This is a genomic window from Pseudomonas sp. Yb2C2, from assembly GCF_052112325.1.
Lineage (GTDB): Bacteria > Pseudomonadota > Gammaproteobacteria > Pseudomonadales > Pseudomonadaceae > Aquipseudomonas > Aquipseudomonas marginalis.
Genome location: NZ_JAVAJK010000009.1, coordinates 55,342 through 71,280 on the forward strand (window position 1 = coordinate 55,342; position 15,939 = coordinate 71,280).

The 15,939-nt window shown below is 61.5% G+C and carries 15 protein-coding genes; 6 read left to right on the forward strand and 9 right to left on the reverse strand.

What is annotated here, in order from left to right; all coding sequences use genetic code 11:
• Position 1 precedes the first annotated feature (1 nt).
• The gene (gene mupP / locus Q8X51_RS14360) at positions 2 to 673 is read left to right on the forward strand and encodes an N-acetylmuramic acid 6-phosphate phosphatase MupP (RefSeq protein WP_065928119.1); all 672 of its coding nucleotides are present in this window, start codon (positions 2 to 4) and stop codon (positions 671 to 673) included.
• A gap of 104 nt (positions 674 to 777) precedes the next feature.
• Positions 778 to 1,518 (forward strand): YciK family oxidoreductase, encoded by a 741-nt coding sequence (locus Q8X51_RS14365; RefSeq protein WP_407693333.1) that lies wholly within the window; start codon positions 778 to 780, stop codon positions 1,516 to 1,518.
• 199 nt (positions 1,519 to 1,717) lie between these two features.
• Here the strand turns inward: Q8X51_RS14365 and Q8X51_RS14370 are convergent, their stop codons facing one another.
• From Q8X51_RS14370 to Q8X51_RS14395, 6 genes are read right to left on the reverse strand one after another with little or no spacing between them, the layout of a single operon-like run.
• Entirely contained in the window at positions 1,718 to 3,232 is a 1,515-nt protein-coding gene (locus Q8X51_RS14370) for an ABC transporter substrate-binding protein (RefSeq protein WP_407693332.1), read from the reverse strand.
• Positions 3,214 to 4,233 carry an ABC transporter ATP-binding protein gene (locus tag Q8X51_RS14375; RefSeq protein ID WP_065928122.1) on the reverse strand — a complete coding sequence of 340 codons (1,020 nt, stop codon included), beginning with the start codon at positions 4,231 to 4,233 and terminating at the stop codon, positions 3,214 to 3,216. Before Q8X51_RS14375 ends, Q8X51_RS14370 begins: the two co-directional genes overlap by 19 nt.
• Positions 4,230 to 5,186, reverse strand: a complete 957-nt coding sequence (locus Q8X51_RS14380; protein WP_065947416.1) for an ABC transporter ATP-binding protein — start codon at positions 5,184 to 5,186, stop codon at positions 4,230 to 4,232. Before Q8X51_RS14380 ends, Q8X51_RS14375 begins: the two co-directional genes overlap by 4 nt.
• Positions 5,183 to 6,040: an ABC transporter permease gene (locus Q8X51_RS14385; protein ID WP_065928124.1), complete on the reverse strand. Its 858-nt coding sequence runs from the start codon at positions 6,038 to 6,040 to the stop codon at positions 5,183 to 5,185. Before Q8X51_RS14385 ends, Q8X51_RS14380 begins: the two co-directional genes overlap by 4 nt.
• On the reverse strand, positions 6,037 to 6,984 hold the full coding sequence (locus Q8X51_RS14390) for an ABC transporter permease (protein ID WP_027604190.1): 948 nt from the start codon (positions 6,982 to 6,984) through the stop codon (positions 6,037 to 6,039). The genes Q8X51_RS14385 and Q8X51_RS14390 overlap by 4 nt, the downstream gene beginning before the upstream one ends.
• Positions 6,985 to 6,987: 3 nt before the next feature.
• On the reverse strand, positions 6,988 to 7,875 hold the full coding sequence (locus tag Q8X51_RS14395; protein ID WP_027604191.1) for a proline iminopeptidase-family hydrolase: 888 nt from the start codon (positions 7,873 to 7,875) through the stop codon (positions 6,988 to 6,990).
• A gap of 183 nt (positions 7,876 to 8,058) precedes the next feature.
• On the opposite strand from Q8X51_RS14395, the gene Q8X51_RS14400 reads away from it, so the two are divergent.
• Both Q8X51_RS14400 and Q8X51_RS14405 read left to right on the forward strand, forming a co-directional pair.
• The gene (locus Q8X51_RS14400) at positions 8,059 to 8,823 is read left to right on the forward strand and encodes a LuxR family transcriptional regulator (protein ID WP_407693372.1); all 765 of its coding nucleotides are present in this window, start codon (positions 8,059 to 8,061) and stop codon (positions 8,821 to 8,823) included.
• Between the two features lie 92 nt (positions 8,824 to 8,915).
• Positions 8,916 to 9,848: a proline iminopeptidase-family hydrolase gene (locus tag Q8X51_RS14405; protein WP_065939304.1), complete on the forward strand. Its 933-nt coding sequence runs from the start codon at positions 8,916 to 8,918 to the stop codon at positions 9,846 to 9,848.
• A 130-nt stretch (positions 9,849 to 9,978) separates the two neighbouring features.
• Here Q8X51_RS14405 and Q8X51_RS14410 read toward each other — a convergent pair whose 3' ends face one another.
• Positions 9,979 to 11,481, reverse strand: coding sequence for a nucleobase:cation symporter-2 family protein (locus Q8X51_RS14410; RefSeq protein WP_074844531.1), 1,503 nt, complete (start codon positions 11,479 to 11,481; stop codon positions 9,979 to 9,981).
• A 159-nt stretch (positions 11,482 to 11,640) separates the two neighbouring features.
• Here Q8X51_RS14410 and Q8X51_RS14415 point away from each other — a divergent pair, with 159 nt between their 5' ends.
• Entirely contained in the window at positions 11,641 to 12,474 is an 834-nt protein-coding gene (locus Q8X51_RS14415; protein WP_407693331.1) for a nucleoside-binding protein, read from the forward strand.
• On the opposite strand, the gene punC is transcribed toward Q8X51_RS14415, so the two are convergent.
• Complete coding sequence (punC, locus tag Q8X51_RS14420; RefSeq protein ID WP_065947413.1) at positions 12,471 to 13,655, reverse strand: purine nucleoside transporter PunC; 1,185 nt, start codon at positions 13,653 to 13,655, stop codon at positions 12,471 to 12,473. The genes Q8X51_RS14415 and punC overlap by 4 nt on opposite strands.
• Before the next feature lie 122 nt (positions 13,656 to 13,777).
• Here punC and punR point away from each other — a divergent pair, with 122 nt between their 5' ends.
• Positions 13,778 to 14,707 carry a DNA-binding transcriptional activator PunR gene (gene punR / locus Q8X51_RS14425; protein WP_074844525.1) on the forward strand — a complete coding sequence of 310 codons (930 nt, stop codon included), beginning with the start codon at positions 13,778 to 13,780 and terminating at the stop codon, positions 14,705 to 14,707.
• A gap of 61 nt (positions 14,708 to 14,768) precedes the next feature.
• Here punR and Q8X51_RS14430 read toward each other — a convergent pair whose 3' ends face one another.
• Positions 14,769 to 15,938, reverse strand: a complete 1,170-nt coding sequence (locus Q8X51_RS14430; RefSeq protein ID WP_407693330.1) for an aspartate aminotransferase family protein — start codon at positions 15,936 to 15,938, stop codon at positions 14,769 to 14,771.
• Position 15,939 lies beyond the last annotated feature (1 nt).

Genomic DNA, 15,939 nt, shown 5'->3' on the forward strand with positions numbered 1-15,939 from the left:
TGTGAAGTTGCGAGCGGTTCTCTTCGACATGGACGGTACCCTGCTGGACACTGCGCCGGACTTTATCGCCATCTGCCAGGCGATGCGCGCCGACCGCGACCTGCCACCGATCAACCCACAGCATATCCGCGATGAAATCTCCGGCGGTGCGCGGGCGATGGTGGCCGTGACCTTCTCGATGGACCCGGAATCCCCCGGCTTTGAAGAGTTGCGCCTGGAATTCCTCGAGCGTTACCTGAAGGGTTGTGCGGTCCACAGCACACTGTTCGACGGCATGGCCGAACTGCTGGAAGACATCGAGAAATCCAAGCTGATCTGGGGCGTGGTCACCAACAAGCCACTGCGCTTTGCCGAGCCGATCATGCAGCAACTGGGCCTGGCCGAGCGTTCGGCGCTGCTGATCTGCCCGGACCACGTGAAAAACAGCAAGCCGGATCCGGAGCCGATGATCCTGGCGTGCAAGATGCTCGGCCTGGACCCGGCCAGCGTGCTGTTCGTGGGCGATGACCTGCGCGACATCGAGTCCGGCCGCGACGCCGGCACCCGCACGGCGGCGGTCACCTATGGCTACATCCACCCGGACGACAACCCGCGCCACTGGGGCGCGGATGTGGTGGTGGATCATCCACTGGAACTGCGCAAGGTGCTGGATAACGCGCTGTGCAGTTGCTGATGGTTCGCCAACCCAGTTGACCTATGAAGATCCCCCTCCCACAGGGGATCTCCACCGGTCTCAAGTTTGGTGCTGAAACATGTTGAACTCTGTCGAGGCTTTTTATGTTTGATTACTCTGCACGTCCAGAACTGCTCAAAGGCCGGGTGATCCTGGTGACCGGCGCCGGTCGCGGCATTGGCGCGGCGGCGGCGAAAACCTACGCCGCCCATGGCGCCACCGTGCTGTTGCTGGGCAAGACCGAAGCCAACCTGGCCAAGGTGTATGACGAAATCGAAGCGGCCGGCCAGCCGCAACCGGTGGTGATTCCGTTCAACCTGGAGACCGCCCTGCCTCATCAATACGATGAGCTGGCCGCGATGATCGAAAAGGAATTCGGCCACCTCGACGGCCTGCTGCACAACGCCTCGATCATCGGCCCACGTACGCCGATCGAGCAGTTGTCCGGCGAGAACTTCATGCGGGTGATGCACATCAACGTCAATGCGATGTTCATGCTCACCAGCACGTTGTTGCCGCTGCTCAAGCTGTCCCAGGATGCGTCGGTGGTGTTCACCTCCAGCAGCGTCGGGCGCAAGGGTCGGGCTTACTGGGGCGCTTATGGCGTGTCGAAGTTTGCGACCGAAGGCTTGATGCAAACCTTGGCCGATGAGCTTGAGGATGTGGCAGCGGTTCGCTCCAACAGCATCAATCCAGGTGGCACGCGCACCAGCATGCGCGCCCAGGCGTATCCCGGGGAAAACCCGATGGAGCGGCCTGCTCCGGAAGAGATCATGCCGGTGTACCTGTACCTGATGGGGCCGGACAGTACGGGCATCAACGGCCAGGCGTTCGACGCGCAATAGGCCCTGAACACCGCGAAGCCGCTGTGGAAGCGGGCTTTTGTGGTGAGCGGGCTTGCCCCGCGCTGGGCTGCGAAGCGGCCCTAAAATCTGACACCGCGGTCTTTCTGTTAGATCGCGGTGACTCTATGGGGCCGCTTCGCAGCCCAACGCGGGGCAAGCCCGCTCACCACAGGTCCCGTCCCACATCAGGTGCGCAGGGTTAGTTTTTCACCACTTCTTCGAGGGTGAAACGGCCCAGCGGGTTTTGCAGGAAGTTGCTCACGTTCTTGCGTGAGATGTTGATGTACGGGCTGTAGTACAAGTCGATCCAGTTTACGTCCTGTTTCGCCAGCTTCTGCAGTTCCACATACATCTGCTCACGCTTGACCGGGTCCGCCTCGATGCGCGCTTGCGCCACCAGTGCCTTGACCTTGTCGTTCTTGTAACGGGTCATGTAGTTCTGGTTGGTGTCATGGCCCAGCACGAAGGTGGTCTTCTGGTCCGGGTCGAGGATGTCGTTGGTCCAGTACATCACCGAAATATCGTACTCACCGTCCACCAGCATCTGCCAGCTTTGGGTCGGATCGACCTTCTGCAGGTTGGCGGTCACGCCGACCTTGGCCAACTGGTCCTTGATGATCACCGCGATCTGCTCGTCGGCTTCGTTGCCGGCGTTGACCACATAGTTGAGCTTCAAGTCCTTCGCGCCAGCCTTTTCCAACAGTTTCTTGGCGGCGGTCGGGTCATACGGGCGTTGCAGGTTGTTGGCGTAGTGGAACAACGAGCCTTTCGGAATGTAGGAATAGGCCACCGTGCCCTGACCGTAGGTCGCGGTTTTCACCAGCGACTGCTTGTCGATGGCCATGTCCAGCGCCTCGCGTACTTCCTGCTTGGCCAGCAGACCGTGGGCGTGATTGATCAGCAGGTGATCTTCACGGGTGGACGGGTCGGAGTGGATCACCACGTTCTTGTCTTTCTTCAGCTCTTCAACCCGGGAAAACGGTACGAAGATCGCCGTGTCCAGCTCGTTGTTCTGCACCATGCGCATCCGCGTATTGTCGTCGGTCACGGAGACCCACTCCACGCCATCCAGGCTGACCTTCTTGGCCTGCCAGAAGTTCGGGTTCTTCTTCAGGATGACCCGGTCGCCCTTGCGCCATTCGTCCACGGTAAACGCGCCGGAGGTCACCGGATTTTCCGAGTAGGCGTCTTCACCCATTTTGGTCATGGCTTTTTCCGACAGGATCGAGACCGTCGGCGAGGCCAGTTGCGAGAGGAAAGCCACCGCCGGAGTCTTCAGCGTGACGACCAGGGTGTGCGGGTCTGATGCCTTGGCTGTGTTGATCAGGTTGAAGGGGTCAGCCCACAACGAAGCCTTGTTATCGCGGATGCGCAACAGGCTGAACGCTGCATCCTCGGCGGTGATCGCCGAACCGTCGGAGAACTTCGCATCGCGCAGCTTGAAGGTGTAGGTCAGGCCGTCCTTGGAAATATCCCAGCTTTCAGCCAGGCCCGGCTCCATCTTGGTGCCCAGGTTGTCCACGCGTACCAGGGTGTCGTAGACGTTGGCAAATACCCAGGTATCGCGGTTTTGCGCGCTTTTGATCGGGTCGAACGTGGTGCTGTCTTCACGGCAGCCGATGGTCAGGACGCCGGCGGCTTGCGCCAATCCGGCAGTGAGGGACCACGCGGTCAACGTAGCAGCGGCGAGCAACTTCAAGTGGCGCGATTGCATGTCATAACTCCTTGTTCATGATGGGCAGGTAGGGTCAACGGTTCTTCAAGCACGCAACTGTATCGATGCTCGTGCAGGGAATGGGTAGGCGGCAATACCACGGAACACATCGTCCGGGCGTACCGGCAACGCGGGTGGAAGGCACAGCCCGTAGGCAAATTCAGCGGGCTCGGCGGCTCGCCAGGCAACGGCTGCGTCGGCAAGGGCCGGTGCGGATCGATCTCCGGAATCGCCTCGATCAACGCCGCCGTATACGGATGGCGCGGCGAGGTGAAGACCGCTTCCACCGGCCCTTCCTCGACGATCTTGCCCAAGTACATCACCGCCACGCGGTCGCACAGGCGCCGCACGATGGCCAAATCGTGGGCGATAAACAGGATCGCCAGGTTCATGCGCTGTTGCAGTTCCAACAGCAGGTTGATGATCTGGCCCTGGATCGATACATCCAGGGCCGCCACGCATTCATCGGCGATGATCAAGCGCGGCTCCACCGCCAGCGCCCGGGCAATACCGACACGCTGGCATTGGCCACCACTGAGGGCGCCGGGTTTGCGACTGGCCAGTTCGGGGCGCAGGCCGACCAGGTCAAGCAGTTCGTTGACGCGAGCCGGGATACGCTCTGCCGGGACTTTGCGCTGCACCCGCAGCACCTCGGCGATGGTTTCGCCGATGGTGTGGCGCGGGTTCAACGCGGCGTAGGGATCCTGGAAGATCATCGCCGTTTCCTGGCGCAGGCGCACGATGTCGATCGCGCTGCCATGGGCCATGTCGATGCCATCGAATAGCACCTGCCCGGCACTGATCGGGTTGAGGTGCAGGATCGCGCGGCCCAGGGTGCTTTTGCCGCTGCCGGACTCCCCCACCAACCCCAGGGTTTCACCGGCTGCAAGGTTCAGCGACACACCGTTCACCGCCTTCACCCACTGCTTGTTCAGGCCGAACACCCCCGTGCCGGACGCGGCGAACCGCACCTCGAGGTTCTTGATCTGCAACAGGCTCATGGGCGTGCTCCCAACGGGTAGTGACAGGCCACGCGCGCGCCTTCGGGCAACCGTTCGGTGCACAACGCGCCGACCTGCGGGCAACGCGGGTTGAAGCGGCAGCCGTCGGGTAACGCATCGAGCAAGGGCGGCTGGCCGGGGATGGTACGCAGCAACCCAGGACCACTGCCGTGGGTCGGCTGGCAATCAATCAGGCCGGCTGTGTAGGGGTGTTGCGGATGGGCGAGCACGTCGTACTTGCTGCCGTGCTCGCACAGGCGCCCGGCGTACATCACGGCGATGGAATCACAGGTTTGCGCAACCACGCCGAGGTCGTGGGTGATCATGATGAGCGACAGGCCGCGCTGGTCACGCAGGTCCAGCAGCAGGCGCAGGATCTGCGCCTGCACGGTCACGTCCAACGCCGTGGTCGGCTCGTCGGCAATCAATACGTTCGGGTTGCAGCCCAGGGCCACGGCGATCATCGCGCGCTGGCGCATGCCACCGGAAAATTCATGGGGATAGTTGTCGACCCGTGCCTGGGGATCGGGAATGCCCACCTGGCGCAACACTTCGATGGCTTGTCGGCGCGCGTCTTTTTTCGACGCGCCCTGATGCAGGCGGATGCCTTCGGCGATCTGATCGCCGATGCGCATCAAGGGGTCGAGGTGGCTGCTGGGGTTCTGGAAGATCATGCCCAACTGCCCGCCACGCACCGCCCGCATGCCGGCGTCATCCAGTTGCAGCAGGTCCTGGCCCGCCAGGCGTACCGCACCGCCCTGCACGCGCAGGTTGGGCGACGGCAACAGGCGCATCAAGCCACGGCAGGCCATGGTCTTGCCCGAGCCGCTTTCACCCACCAGGCCGAGGATCTCGCCTTCGGCCAGGTCAAAGGACACGCGGTCGACCAAGGTCACATCGCGCCCGGCGTTGTTGGCGATCACGCTGAGGTCTTGCACCTGCAGCAGGCTCATGAGCGATCCCCCAGCACTTGCGCCACACCATCGGCCAGCAGGCTGAAGCCCATGGCCAGGGTCACGATGGCCAGCCCCGGAAAGGTGCAGATCCACCAGGCCGTGGTGATAAACGCCTGCCCTTCGGCAATCATCGTCCCCCACTCCGCCGTCGGCGGTTGCACGCCCAGGCCCAGGTAGCTCACGGCGGCACCGTTGAGCAGTACCAGCACCGCGTCAGACATGGAAAACACAATCGAGCCAAACATCGCATTCGGCAGCAAATGTCGGAACAGAATGCGCCCATGGCCAAAGCCCAGGCTCTTGGCCGCCAGGGCGAAGTCGCTTTCCTTGAGCACCAGGATCTGTGAGCGGATCAGCCGCGCATACGACACCCAGCCCACCAGCGCCATGGCGATATAAAAACTCTTCAGGCCCGGACCGAGGATAGCCATGATCGCCAGCATCAACACCAGGAACGGGAACGCCAGGATCACATCGATCACGCGCATGCAGAAACTGTCGAAGCGCCCGCCGATATAGCCGGAAACCGCGCCGACAAACGTGCCGATCATGAACGGGAAAATCACCCCGATAATGGCCAGTTGCAGATCGACGCGCGCGCCCCAGATCACCCTCGAAAGGATGTCTCGACCGTAGTTATCCGTACCGAATGGATGGGCCAGGCTCGGCCCCAGCAAGCTGATGTCGGTGTTCTGCGCGATCGGGTCATAGGGCGCGATCCACGGCGCACATAGCGCCAGGACCAACCATACCAGCAGGATCAACAGCCCCCACGCGGCCGTCAGGCGGCCATTGCGAAAGCCAAACCGCAGACGCAGGCGCCATGGGGCAATCAGTGGACGGCTGCTCATTGCATTTTCACCCGAGGGTCGAGGGCCACCGTGACCACGTCGGCGATAAAGTTGACCACCACCGTCGCGCACGCCAGCACCATCGCCACGCCCTGCACCACCATGTAGTCGCGGGTAAAAATGCCGCGCACCAGCAACTGGCCGATGCCGGGAATGGCGAACAGGCTTTCGATCACGACGGTGCCGCTGATCAGCCAGCCAATATTCACCGCCAGCAGGTTGACCGCCGGCACCAGGGAATTGGGCAACACATGGCGACGGAACACCGCAGCTTCCGACAGCCCACGGGCCCGCGCGGCAGTGACGTGGTCGGCCTGCAGCTCCATCAACATGCTCGCCCGCAGGTTGCGGACCAGCACCGCCGACAGCGCCAGGGCGATGGTCAGGCACGGCAAGACCATATGGTGCGCCTTGTCCAGCCAGGTACGGCCGTAGCCGGACACCGGGAACAGGCCCCATTGCACACTGAGCAGCAGGATCAGCATCAGGCCCAGCCAGAACGCCGGCATGCCCAGGCCCACGGTGGTGAACACGCGGATCAGGTTGTCCGCCCACCCGCCTTTATTGCGCGCCGCCCACGTCGCCAGCGGCACCGCAATCAGCAGTGCCAGCACCACACTGCCAAGCACCAGCACCAGGGTGGGTTCGATGCGGGTGACGATCAATTTCAAGGCGTCGACTTTGTACAGCAGTGATTGGCCGAGATCGCCCTTGAGCAGGTTCTTCAGGAAATAGAAATACTGCTGCCACAAAGGCTGGTCGAGGCCGTACTGGGCGCGGATTTTCAGCAAGGCATCCGGCGTGCTGCGCGAGCCCAGCAGGGCCCGCGCCGGGTCGCCAGGAATCGAGCGCACCAGCACAAACGTGATCAGGCTGATGCCAAACAGTACCGGCAGCAATTGCAGTGGCCGGGACAGTACAAAACGGTAGCGCGCCAGGTTCATCTGTCAGCCTCGGTGGCGAGCGAGAAAGTCCAACAGTACCGGAAAATAAGCCTGTGGCTCTTCATAGAACGGCATATGGCTACTGTTGGGAAATACATGCAGTTCGGCGTGTCTGGCCGCCATCTTCATGCGCATGGCGCAGGCTGGGGTGAGTTCGTCGTGCTGGCCGGTGGTGATCAGGATCGGCATGTTGAAAGCGGCCATCTCGGGGATGCGGTTCCAGTCCTTGAGGTTGCCGACGTAGAGGAATTCGTTGGGACCCTGCATGGTTTCGTAGGGGCCCATGTTCCAGTCGCCGAGGGAGCGCTTGACCGGTTCGGGCCATTCGTCCAGGCGGCAGACGTGGCGATAGTTGAGCAAGGTGATCGCGGCCTGGTACTGCGGGTGATCCAGGGTACCCATGGCTTCGTGGCGTTGCATCATCGCCACGGTCTCACTGCCCAGCGCGCCGCGCAGGCGTTCGAGTTCTTGAGAAAGATGCGGGATGTCGCCGACGGTGTTCTCGAGGATCAGGCTTTTCAGCCTGTCGGGGTAATGGATGGCGTATTCGATGCCCAGCCAGCCGCCCCAGGAATGCCCGAGCAGGTGCACGCGGCCGAGGCCAAGGGCTTGGCGTACGGTTTCGACTTCTTCGACATAACGGCGGATTTCCCACAGGGAAACATCGGTCGGTCTGGCTGATGCGCCTGTGCCAAGCTGGTCGAATGCAACCACTCGCAGGTCATGGTCCTTGAGCCAGCCATGGGCGTCGCGCAAGTAGTCACACGGCAGGCCCGGCCCGCCGTTGAGACACAAGAGCACCTCATCGCCTTCGCCGAAGCTGTAGACCACGAGGTTGTGGCCATCGACTTGCACGTTGTACTGCTGGTCGGGGGCAATTTCACGCCACATGCATACATTCCTTGTGTTGTATCGGCCTGGCGGGCAGCGGCCGTTTATCAGGCCAACACTACCGAGGATGCCGCGCGTCCATAACCTGGTATTTCTTATAGGTTTGGCCTGGCAGTCCTTCGCCGGGGCGTGGCATTCTACTTGCAGGAAGTGGAGATTCAAATGAATTCGGGAGCAGAACGGATGCTGGCCAAGCTAACTGCCTTCAATCAACGTCTGATGCCGGGCAGGAGCCTGGATGAGCAGATGGACAACACTTTTATCCTCGCCCAGCAATTGGGCTTCGATGCACTGGTATACGACTACACCCCGGTGCCGATCGACCAGGATGGTGCATTGATCACCCCCTCGGTGCTGGAGCTGCGCAACACGCCGACCGATTGGCATGCGCTGTGGTGCAGCAAGGGTTTCTACCAGATCGACCCGGTGCAACACCTGGCTCTGCGCACGGTATCGCCGTTCGTGTGGTCCTACGAAGCCAAGGCTGACACGGCCCTGCAAACCATCATCGACCCCTGCCACGCCCCCGTTTCGTCCTACCTGCACGACCAGCAACTGACCTGCGGCGTCAGCGTGCCGATGCATCTGCCCCGTGGCGGCTTCGCGTCACTGACCGGCTTGCGCACTGGCAAAACGCCTGCCGTGCTGCAGGACGCGCAGCAGACCTTGTCGGACTTCAGCCTGATTTCCCACGCGTTGCAGGAAGCGGCCTACCCGCTGTTCGGCAAGGAGCTGCGCACCTACCCGCACATTCACCTGACCAAACGTGAACGCGAATGCCTCAAATGGGCCGCCGACGGCCTGACCGCCGCCGAAATCGCCACGCAACTGAGCCGCTCACTGGCCGTCGTCACCCTGCACCTGGCCTCGGCGATGCACAAACTGGGCGCCAAGAACCGTGTGCAGGCGGTGGTCCGCGCCACCCATTACCGCCTGCTGGAAGACTGATCCCCCGGCAAAACCTAGCTGTTTTGCTAGTTACCTAAATCTCGTCCGCAGACTATCGTGTCCCTGATCATTTTTTCAGGGCAGGGCAGGAAATGGACTTCATCGAAAAAATCCGCGAAGGGTATGCCGCGTTTGGCGACTACCAGACCTGGTACCGCGTCACTGGCGACCTGGCCAGCGGCCGCACGCCGCTGGTGGTCATCCACGGTGGCCCGGGCTGTACCCATGATTATGTCGACGCGTTCAAGGACGTCGCGGCCAGCGGTCATGCGGTCATCCACTACGACCAACTGGGCAACGGCCGCTCCACGCACTTGCCTGAGAAAGCCCCATCCTTCTGGACCGTCGATCTGTTCCTTAAAGAACTGGACAACCTACTGGACCACCTGCAGATCAGCGATAACTACGCGATCCTTGGTCAGTCCTGGGGCGGCATGCTCGGCAGCGAGCACGCAATCCTGCAACCCAAGGGCCTGCGTGCGTTTATCCCGGCCAATTCACCGACCTGCATGCGCACCTGGGTCAGCGAAGCCAACCGCCTGCGCAAGCTGCTGCCCCAAGGCGTGCATGAAACCCTGCTCAAGCATGAAGCCGCCGGCACCTACCTCGACCCGGAATACCTCGCCGCCTCGCGGGTGTTCTATGACCAGCATGTGTGCCGGGTGAACCCATGGCCGGAAGAAGTGGCGCGCACCTTCGCCCAGGTCGACTCGGACCCCACGGTGTATCACGCCATGAGCGGCCCGACCGAGTTTCACGTGATCGGCAGCCTGAAAGACTGGAAATCCATTGGCCGCCTGTCGGCGATCAAGGTGCCGACCCTGGTGATTTCCGGCCGGCATGACGAGGCCACGCCACTGGTGGTCAAGCCGTTCCTGGATGAGATCGCGGATGTGCGCTGGGCGCTGTTCGAAGACTCCAGCCACATGCCCCACGTGGAAGAACGCCAGGCGTGCATGGGCACCGTGGTGAAGTTTCTGGATGAGGCGTGCTCTGTTCCGCACACAGTCCGCAAGGCTGGTTGAGTTCCTAATGTGGGAGGGGCGGTGCGACGATTCGACTTGCTCCCGATAGCAGAGTTTCAGCCACTGTATTTGTGACTGACCCACCGCTATCGGGAGCAAGTCGAATCGTCGCACCGCCCCTCCCACATTTTCAGACCTCTGTGGTTTCAGCGTGTGCGGCTTTCCTTGGCTCCTGCGCCACCAATGGAATTTCCTTGCCCTCGGCATCAAATAACTTGCCACCCCTGAAATAGTCCCCATCACGCAACGCCGCTACGTCGTGGAAACACAAACTGCGCTCAGTCCCCGCTACAAACACCGACTGCTGGTCCGAATTGCCTACGGTGAAATGGTTGAACGCCAGGTTCAGCAGGATCGCCATGATCGCCGACGAACTGATACCCGAATGGAAAATGGTCGCGAACCAGCTGGGGAACTGGTCGTAGAAACTCGGTGCGGCAATCGGGATCATGCCAAACCCGATGGACGTGGCGACGATGATCAGGTTCATGTTGTTGCGGTAATCCACCTTGGACAAGGTGCGAATACCACTGGCCGCCACGGTACCGAACAGCACAATCCCGGCACCGCCCAGTACCGAGGTCGGCACCGCCGCGATCACCCGCCCCATAAATGGCAGCAATCCGAGGATTACCAGGAACAAGCCGCCGGTTGCCACCACAAAACGACTCTTCACTCCGGTCACCGCCACCAGGCCAACGTTCTGGGCGAAGGCACTCTGGGTGAACGAACCGAAGATCGGCGCGAACATGCTCGACAGCATATCGGCGCGCAGGCCGTTACCCAGGCGCTTGGAGTCGACCTTGGTATCGATGATTTCCCCCACCGCCAGGATGTCGGCCGAGGTTTCCACCAGTGTCACCATCACCACGATGCACATGGAAATGATCGCCGCGATGTGAAAGGTCGGCATACCGAAATGGAACGGCGCAGGGAAACCGAACATGGGCCCCTGGCTGACCCCGGAAAAATCCGCCATGCCGAGGAACACCGCGATCACCGTGCCGATCACCATCGCCAGCAGGATCGACAGGCGCGAGATGGTCGCGCTGCCGATCTTGCTCAATAGCAGCACCAGCACCAGGGTCAACGCCGCCAGGCCGATATTGGGCATGCTGCCGAAATCCGCCGCGCGGCTGTTACCGCCCATGGCCCAGCGCGCCGCCACGGGCATCAGGGTCAGGCCGATTGTGGTGATCACAATACCGGTCACCAACGGCGGGAAAAACTGGGTGATCCGCGAGAACACCGGGGTGATCAACAGCCCGATAAACGACGCGGCCATCACCGCGCCGAGAATCGCCGGTACCCCGCCGGCGCCATCGCTGCCTACAATCGCCACCATGGTTGCCACACCGGCAAACGACACGCCCTGCACCAGCGGCAACTGACAGCCAAAGAACGGCAGGCCAAGGGTTTGCAACAGGGTGGCAAGGCCACCGGCAAACAGCGACGCGGCGATCAACAGGCCGATATCCGCCGGTGACAACCCGGCCGCCTGGCCCACGATCAACGGTACCGCGACGATGCCGCCGTACATGGTGAGCACATGCTGCAGGCCGTAAGCCATGTTGGCGGCGACGCCTAGATTCTCATCTTCCGGCCGTTGCGGTGACGCCTTCGGGATAGTCATGGTGAGGGGTTCTCTGTTTTTGTTGTGGTGACACTGTATGCAATGTTTAGACTGGATGTCCATAGAGTTGTATACAATCAATCGAACAAGATACCCTCCATCGGCGTTACAAAAACAATCTGGCCGTGATGAGCCAGAACGCCAAAGGACACAGAAACCATGAAAAAGGCATTACAGGGAGCCACCGTTGCACTCACCCTCCTCGGCGGCGGGGAGGCCGTCGCGGTGGAATGGATGAACAACAGCGTAGGTTTTCGCTACGGCCAGCAATTCACCAATCCGAATAACCCCGACGAATTCAGCAAGCGCATCTACAGCGTTACCCACGCCAGCGGCTACCGGTATGGCAGCAACTTCCTGAACCTGGACGTGTTCCTGTCCGACAGCCGCGACCCGCGCAAGGGCACCGACCACGGTGGCAGCGAGGTGTACGCGGTGTACCGGCATCAGTTGTATGCGTCACGGGTGCTGGATGTGCCACTGGGCACCGGGCTGATCAAGGATTACGCGCTGACCCTGGGCTTTGATGCGAACCGCAACAACAACGTCGCGTCGGCGAAAAAACGCGCACTGGTGCTCGGCCCGACATTGAAGTTCAACACCGTGGGCGTGCTGGACCTGAGCCTTCTGTACTACAAGGAGCGCAACCACACCGGCATCCCCGGTGCACGGGAGTCGAACCACACGTTTGACGACACCTACATGCTCAACCTGACGTGGATGCGCCCTTTCGAGATCGCCAACCATGCGGCGAAATTCCAGGGCTTTGTGAACTACGTCGGGGAAAAAGGCGCGGACTACCATGGCCGTGACACGGCACCGGAAACCCTGATGCGCAGCGCGCTGATGGTCGCGGTGCGACCGGGCAAGAGCGTGAAGCCGAACCTGTACCTCGGGGTGGGTTACGAGTACTGGCACAACAAGTTCGGCGTGGACGGCGGCCTGGGCAGCCGTACGTCAACGCCGACGGTGAACATGGAAGTGACGTTCTAGGCGGCGGCCAGTTCCGACTTGTCTGCTTTCGGCCGCGCCAGCCAATAGCCCAAGACGGCCAAGGGCGCGGTCGCCAGCATCACGATCGCCGTGATCAGCAACGGTTGCTCGATCATCGATGACACCAACAGGCTGCTGAGAAAGCACAGGCCCAATTGCAGGGTGTTTTGCAGTGCCGCCGCCTTGCCGGAATGTTCTGCAAACGGCATCAGCGCATTCGCCACCACGATCGGGTAGCTGGCGCCGTTGACCAGCGCCATCAGGCAGAACGGAATCAGCAAGGTGGTGAGCGTCGGCACGGTCAAGGTGGCGACCAGGTACAGCGCCACCATGCTGATGCAATAGGCCAGCAGCAACCACGGCAACAGCGTCTTGCCCTGGAAACGCTGCAAAGCGCTACGGCAACTGTAGCCACCCACCAGAAACGCCAATGTCGGCAGCACGTAGCTCAGGCCGATGTCATTCGGGCTATAGCCCATGTCGCCGAGGATGAAGGGTGAAGCGGTCAGCCAAGCGAAGAAACTGGCCGAGCAGGCGGCGAAGATCATCACATTGCCGGTAAACACCCGGGAGGTGAGCAACTGCCAATAGCCAAGGCGCGAAGGTTCGTCTTCCCGCGTCTGAGGTTTCGACACGGAGCGCAGGAACAACGTCGGCAGCAACAACAGCAACGACACCCCCAGCAATACGCCAAAGATGGCTTGCCAACCGAAGTGGTTCAGCACCATCGCACCCAGCAGCGGCGCCAGCGCCGGTGACAACGACATCAACGGCATGATGCTGGCGAACACGCGGTGGGCCTTGTCGGCCGGGTAGCGGTCGATCACCAGCGCCTGCCAGCTCACGGCCGCAGAACACACGCCAATCGCCTGCATAAAGCGCAAGGCCAGCAACTGCGGCGCGGTCTCGACCCAAAACATCCCCGCGCAACCCACCACAAACAGGCTCAAGCCTGCGAGCAGGATCGGCTTGCGCCCCAGGCGGTCGGACAACGGCCCCCACAGCAACTGCCCCACGGCAAAACCCGCGAGGAAGATACTCAGGCTGGCGCCCACCGCGCCCGCACCAATCTGCAACTGCTCGCCCATGGCGCCGAACGCCGGCAAATACATGTCCATGGCAAGGTAACCGAGCATGCTCAGCCCCGCCAGATACCAGGTGAAACCAAAAGAATTTTTCATTGAAACCTTGTTAATCCTGCCATCAAACTATTTGCTGACTGCCGCCCATTATGAAGCTGACAGTTTTGCTGTGAAGCGATAATAATTGGCGGCTGTTATCAATAATTTTGAAGGCAACCCTCATGTGGTCCGAATACTCCCTGGATGTCGTCGATGCGGTAGCGCGCCATGGCAGCTTCAGCGCCGCCGCCCAGGAATTGCACCGCGTGCCGTCAGCCATCAGTTATACCGTACGTCAACTTGAAGAGTGGCTGGCGGTGCCGTTGTTTGTGCGCCGGCATCGTGATGTGGAGCTGACACCCGCCGGCCGTCTGTTTATCGACGAGGCCCGCGGGGTAATGAAAAAAATGCTCGGCACACGGCGCCTGTGCCAGCAGGTGGCCAATGGCTGGAGTGGCCAGTTGAAGGTGGCCGTGGATTCCATCGTCAAACCCCAGCGCTGCCGACAGTTGGTGCTGGATTTCTATCGACAGTTTCCCGAGGTGGAATTGCTGCTGGAATACGAGGTGTACAACGGTGTGTGGGATGCCCTGGCGGATGAGCGCACCGATATTGTCATCGGTGCCACCAGCGCCGTGCCAGTGGCCAGTCACTTCACCTTTCGCGATATGGGCTTATTGAATTGGCTGTGCGTGGTCAGCGCACGGCACCCGTTGGCGGCCATGGAAGGGTTGCTCAATGACGACCAACTGCGCCCCTTCGCCTCGCTGTGCATGACCGACACCTCGCGCAACCTGCCCAAGCGCGACACCTGGACCCTGGATAACCAACGCCGGTTGGTAGTCCCCAACTGGGCCTCTGCCATCGATTGCCTGCGCGATGGCCTGTGCGTCGGCATGGCACCGGCGCATCAGGTATTGCCGTGGATCGAACGCGGTGAATTGGTGGCGCTGCAACTGACGCGCCCGTTCCCGGCCAGCCCATCGTGCGTGGCCTGGGCACAGAGCAAACTGTCCCCGGCCATGGCGTGGTTGCTGGAATACCTGGGGGATACCGAAACCATGAACCAGGAGTGGCTCAACGGTCCTGCCGTAGCAGCTGTCGAGCCCTAGCGAGGCTGCGTCAGACGCACTGCCGATTCAAGCCCGAGGCTCGACAGTTGCGGTCAGGAATCTAGTTCAATAGCCGAGTGAGGGCCCGCACGATCATCTCCACCTCCTTGGCATCCAGGGTCAACGGCGGCAGCAGGCGAATGACCTTGCCCCGCGTCACGTTGATCAGCAGCCCATGCTCCTGGGCAGCACGCTGGGCCAGGTCGCGATAGGGGCTGGCCAACTCAACACCGATCATCAGGCCCTGCCCCCGAATCGCCAGCACCTGCGGATGCTCTTCCAATTCCATGCGTAACCGCGCCAGCAAGCGCTCGCCCTGTTGTGCAGCGTTCTGCAACAAGCCTTGCTCTTCGATAATGTCCAACACCGTGCAGCCCACCCGGCACGCCAGCGGGTTGCCGCCAAAGGTGCTGCCATGACTGCCCGGCGTGAAAAGTGCGGCTACCGCTGCCCTGGCCAGGCACGCACCGATGGGCACGCCATTGCCGAGGCCTTTGGCCAGGGTCATCACATCCGGGACAATGCCTTCATGCTGGAAGGCAAACCAGGCGCCGGTGCGGCCGATGCCGGTCTGGATTTCGTCGAGCATCATCAGCCAGCCGTGCCGTGTGCAGTGGTCACGCAGGGCTTGCAGGTAACCCGGCGGCGCTGGCAGTACACCACTTTCGCCCTGGATGGGCTCCAACAAGACCGCCGCGATACGTGTGCCAAACGTCTGGGTGATTGCCTCGATCGCCGCCAGATCACCAAACCTGACCTTGAGAAAATCCCCCGGCAAACGTTGGAAACCCAAGCGCACCGAGGGGCCATCGCTGGCCGCCATGGTACCCAGCGTACGACCATGAAAGGCATTCTCCATCACCACCACCAAGGGCTCTTCGATGCCTTTTTTCCAGCCATGCAACCGCGCCAGTTTCAGCGCCGTCTCGTTGGCTTCGGCGCCGGAATTATTGAAGAAGGCACGGTCCAGGCCGGACAGCCGCGTCAGGCGCTGGCCCAGACGTTGTTGCCAGTCGATGCTGTAGAGGTTGGAGGTGTGCAACAACAGGCCGGCCTGCTCGCTGATGGCCGTCACCAGTTTCGGGTGGGAATGCCCGACGTTAGTCACCGCCACACCCGCCACTGCGTCCAGGTATTCGCGCCCCTGCTGGTCCCACAGGCGCGTGCCGAGGCCACGGGTGAAGCTCAGGGCCAGGGGTTGATAGGTGGTCATCAGGCAGGCGGCGGTCATG

Bases quoted from the DNA above. Each gene is read 5' to 3' on its own strand.
- Q8X51_RS14365 (WP_407693333.1), top strand. From the start codon at position 778: ATGTTTGATTACTCTGCACGTCCAGAACTGCTCAAAGGCCGGGTGATC.
- Q8X51_RS14370 (WP_407693332.1), bottom strand. From the start codon at position 3,232: ATGCAATCGCGCCACTTGAAGTTGCTCGCCGCTGCTACGTTGACCGCG.
- Q8X51_RS14375 (WP_065928122.1), bottom strand. From the start codon at position 4,233: ATGAGCCTGTTGCAGATCAAGAACCTCGAGGTGCGGTTCGCCGCGTCC.
- Q8X51_RS14380 (WP_065947416.1), bottom strand. From the start codon at position 5,186: ATGAGCCTGCTGCAGGTGCAAGACCTCAGCGTGATCGCCAACAACGCC.
- Q8X51_RS14385 (WP_065928124.1), bottom strand. From the start codon at position 6,040: ATGAGCAGCCGTCCACTGATTGCCCCATGGCGCCTGCGTCTGCGGTTT.
- Q8X51_RS14390 (WP_027604190.1), bottom strand. From the start codon at position 6,984: ATGAACCTGGCGCGCTACCGTTTTGTACTGTCCCGGCCACTGCAATTG.
- Q8X51_RS14395 (WP_027604191.1), bottom strand. From the start codon at position 7,875: ATGTGGCGTGAAATTGCCCCCGACCAGCAGTACAACGTGCAAGTCGAT.
- Q8X51_RS14400 (WP_407693372.1), top strand. From the start codon at position 8,059: ATGCTGGCCAAGCTAACTGCCTTCAATCAACGTCTGATGCCGGGCAGG.
- Q8X51_RS14405 (WP_065939304.1), top strand. From the start codon at position 8,916: ATGGACTTCATCGAAAAAATCCGCGAAGGGTATGCCGCGTTTGGCGAC.
- Q8X51_RS14410 (WP_074844531.1), bottom strand. From the start codon at position 11,481: ATGACTATCCCGAAGGCGTCACCGCAACGGCCGGAAGATGAGAATCTA.
- Q8X51_RS14415 (WP_407693331.1), top strand. From the start codon at position 11,641: ATGAAAAAGGCATTACAGGGAGCCACCGTTGCACTCACCCTCCTCGGC.
- punC (WP_065947413.1), bottom strand. From the start codon at position 13,655: ATGAAAAATTCTTTTGGTTTCACCTGGTATCTGGCGGGGCTGAGCATG.
- punR (WP_074844525.1), top strand. From the start codon at position 13,778: ATGTGGTCCGAATACTCCCTGGATGTCGTCGATGCGGTAGCGCGCCAT.
- Q8X51_RS14430 (WP_407693330.1), bottom strand. From the start codon at position 15,938: ATGACCGCCGCCTGCCTGATGACCACCTATCAACCCCTGGCCCTGAGC.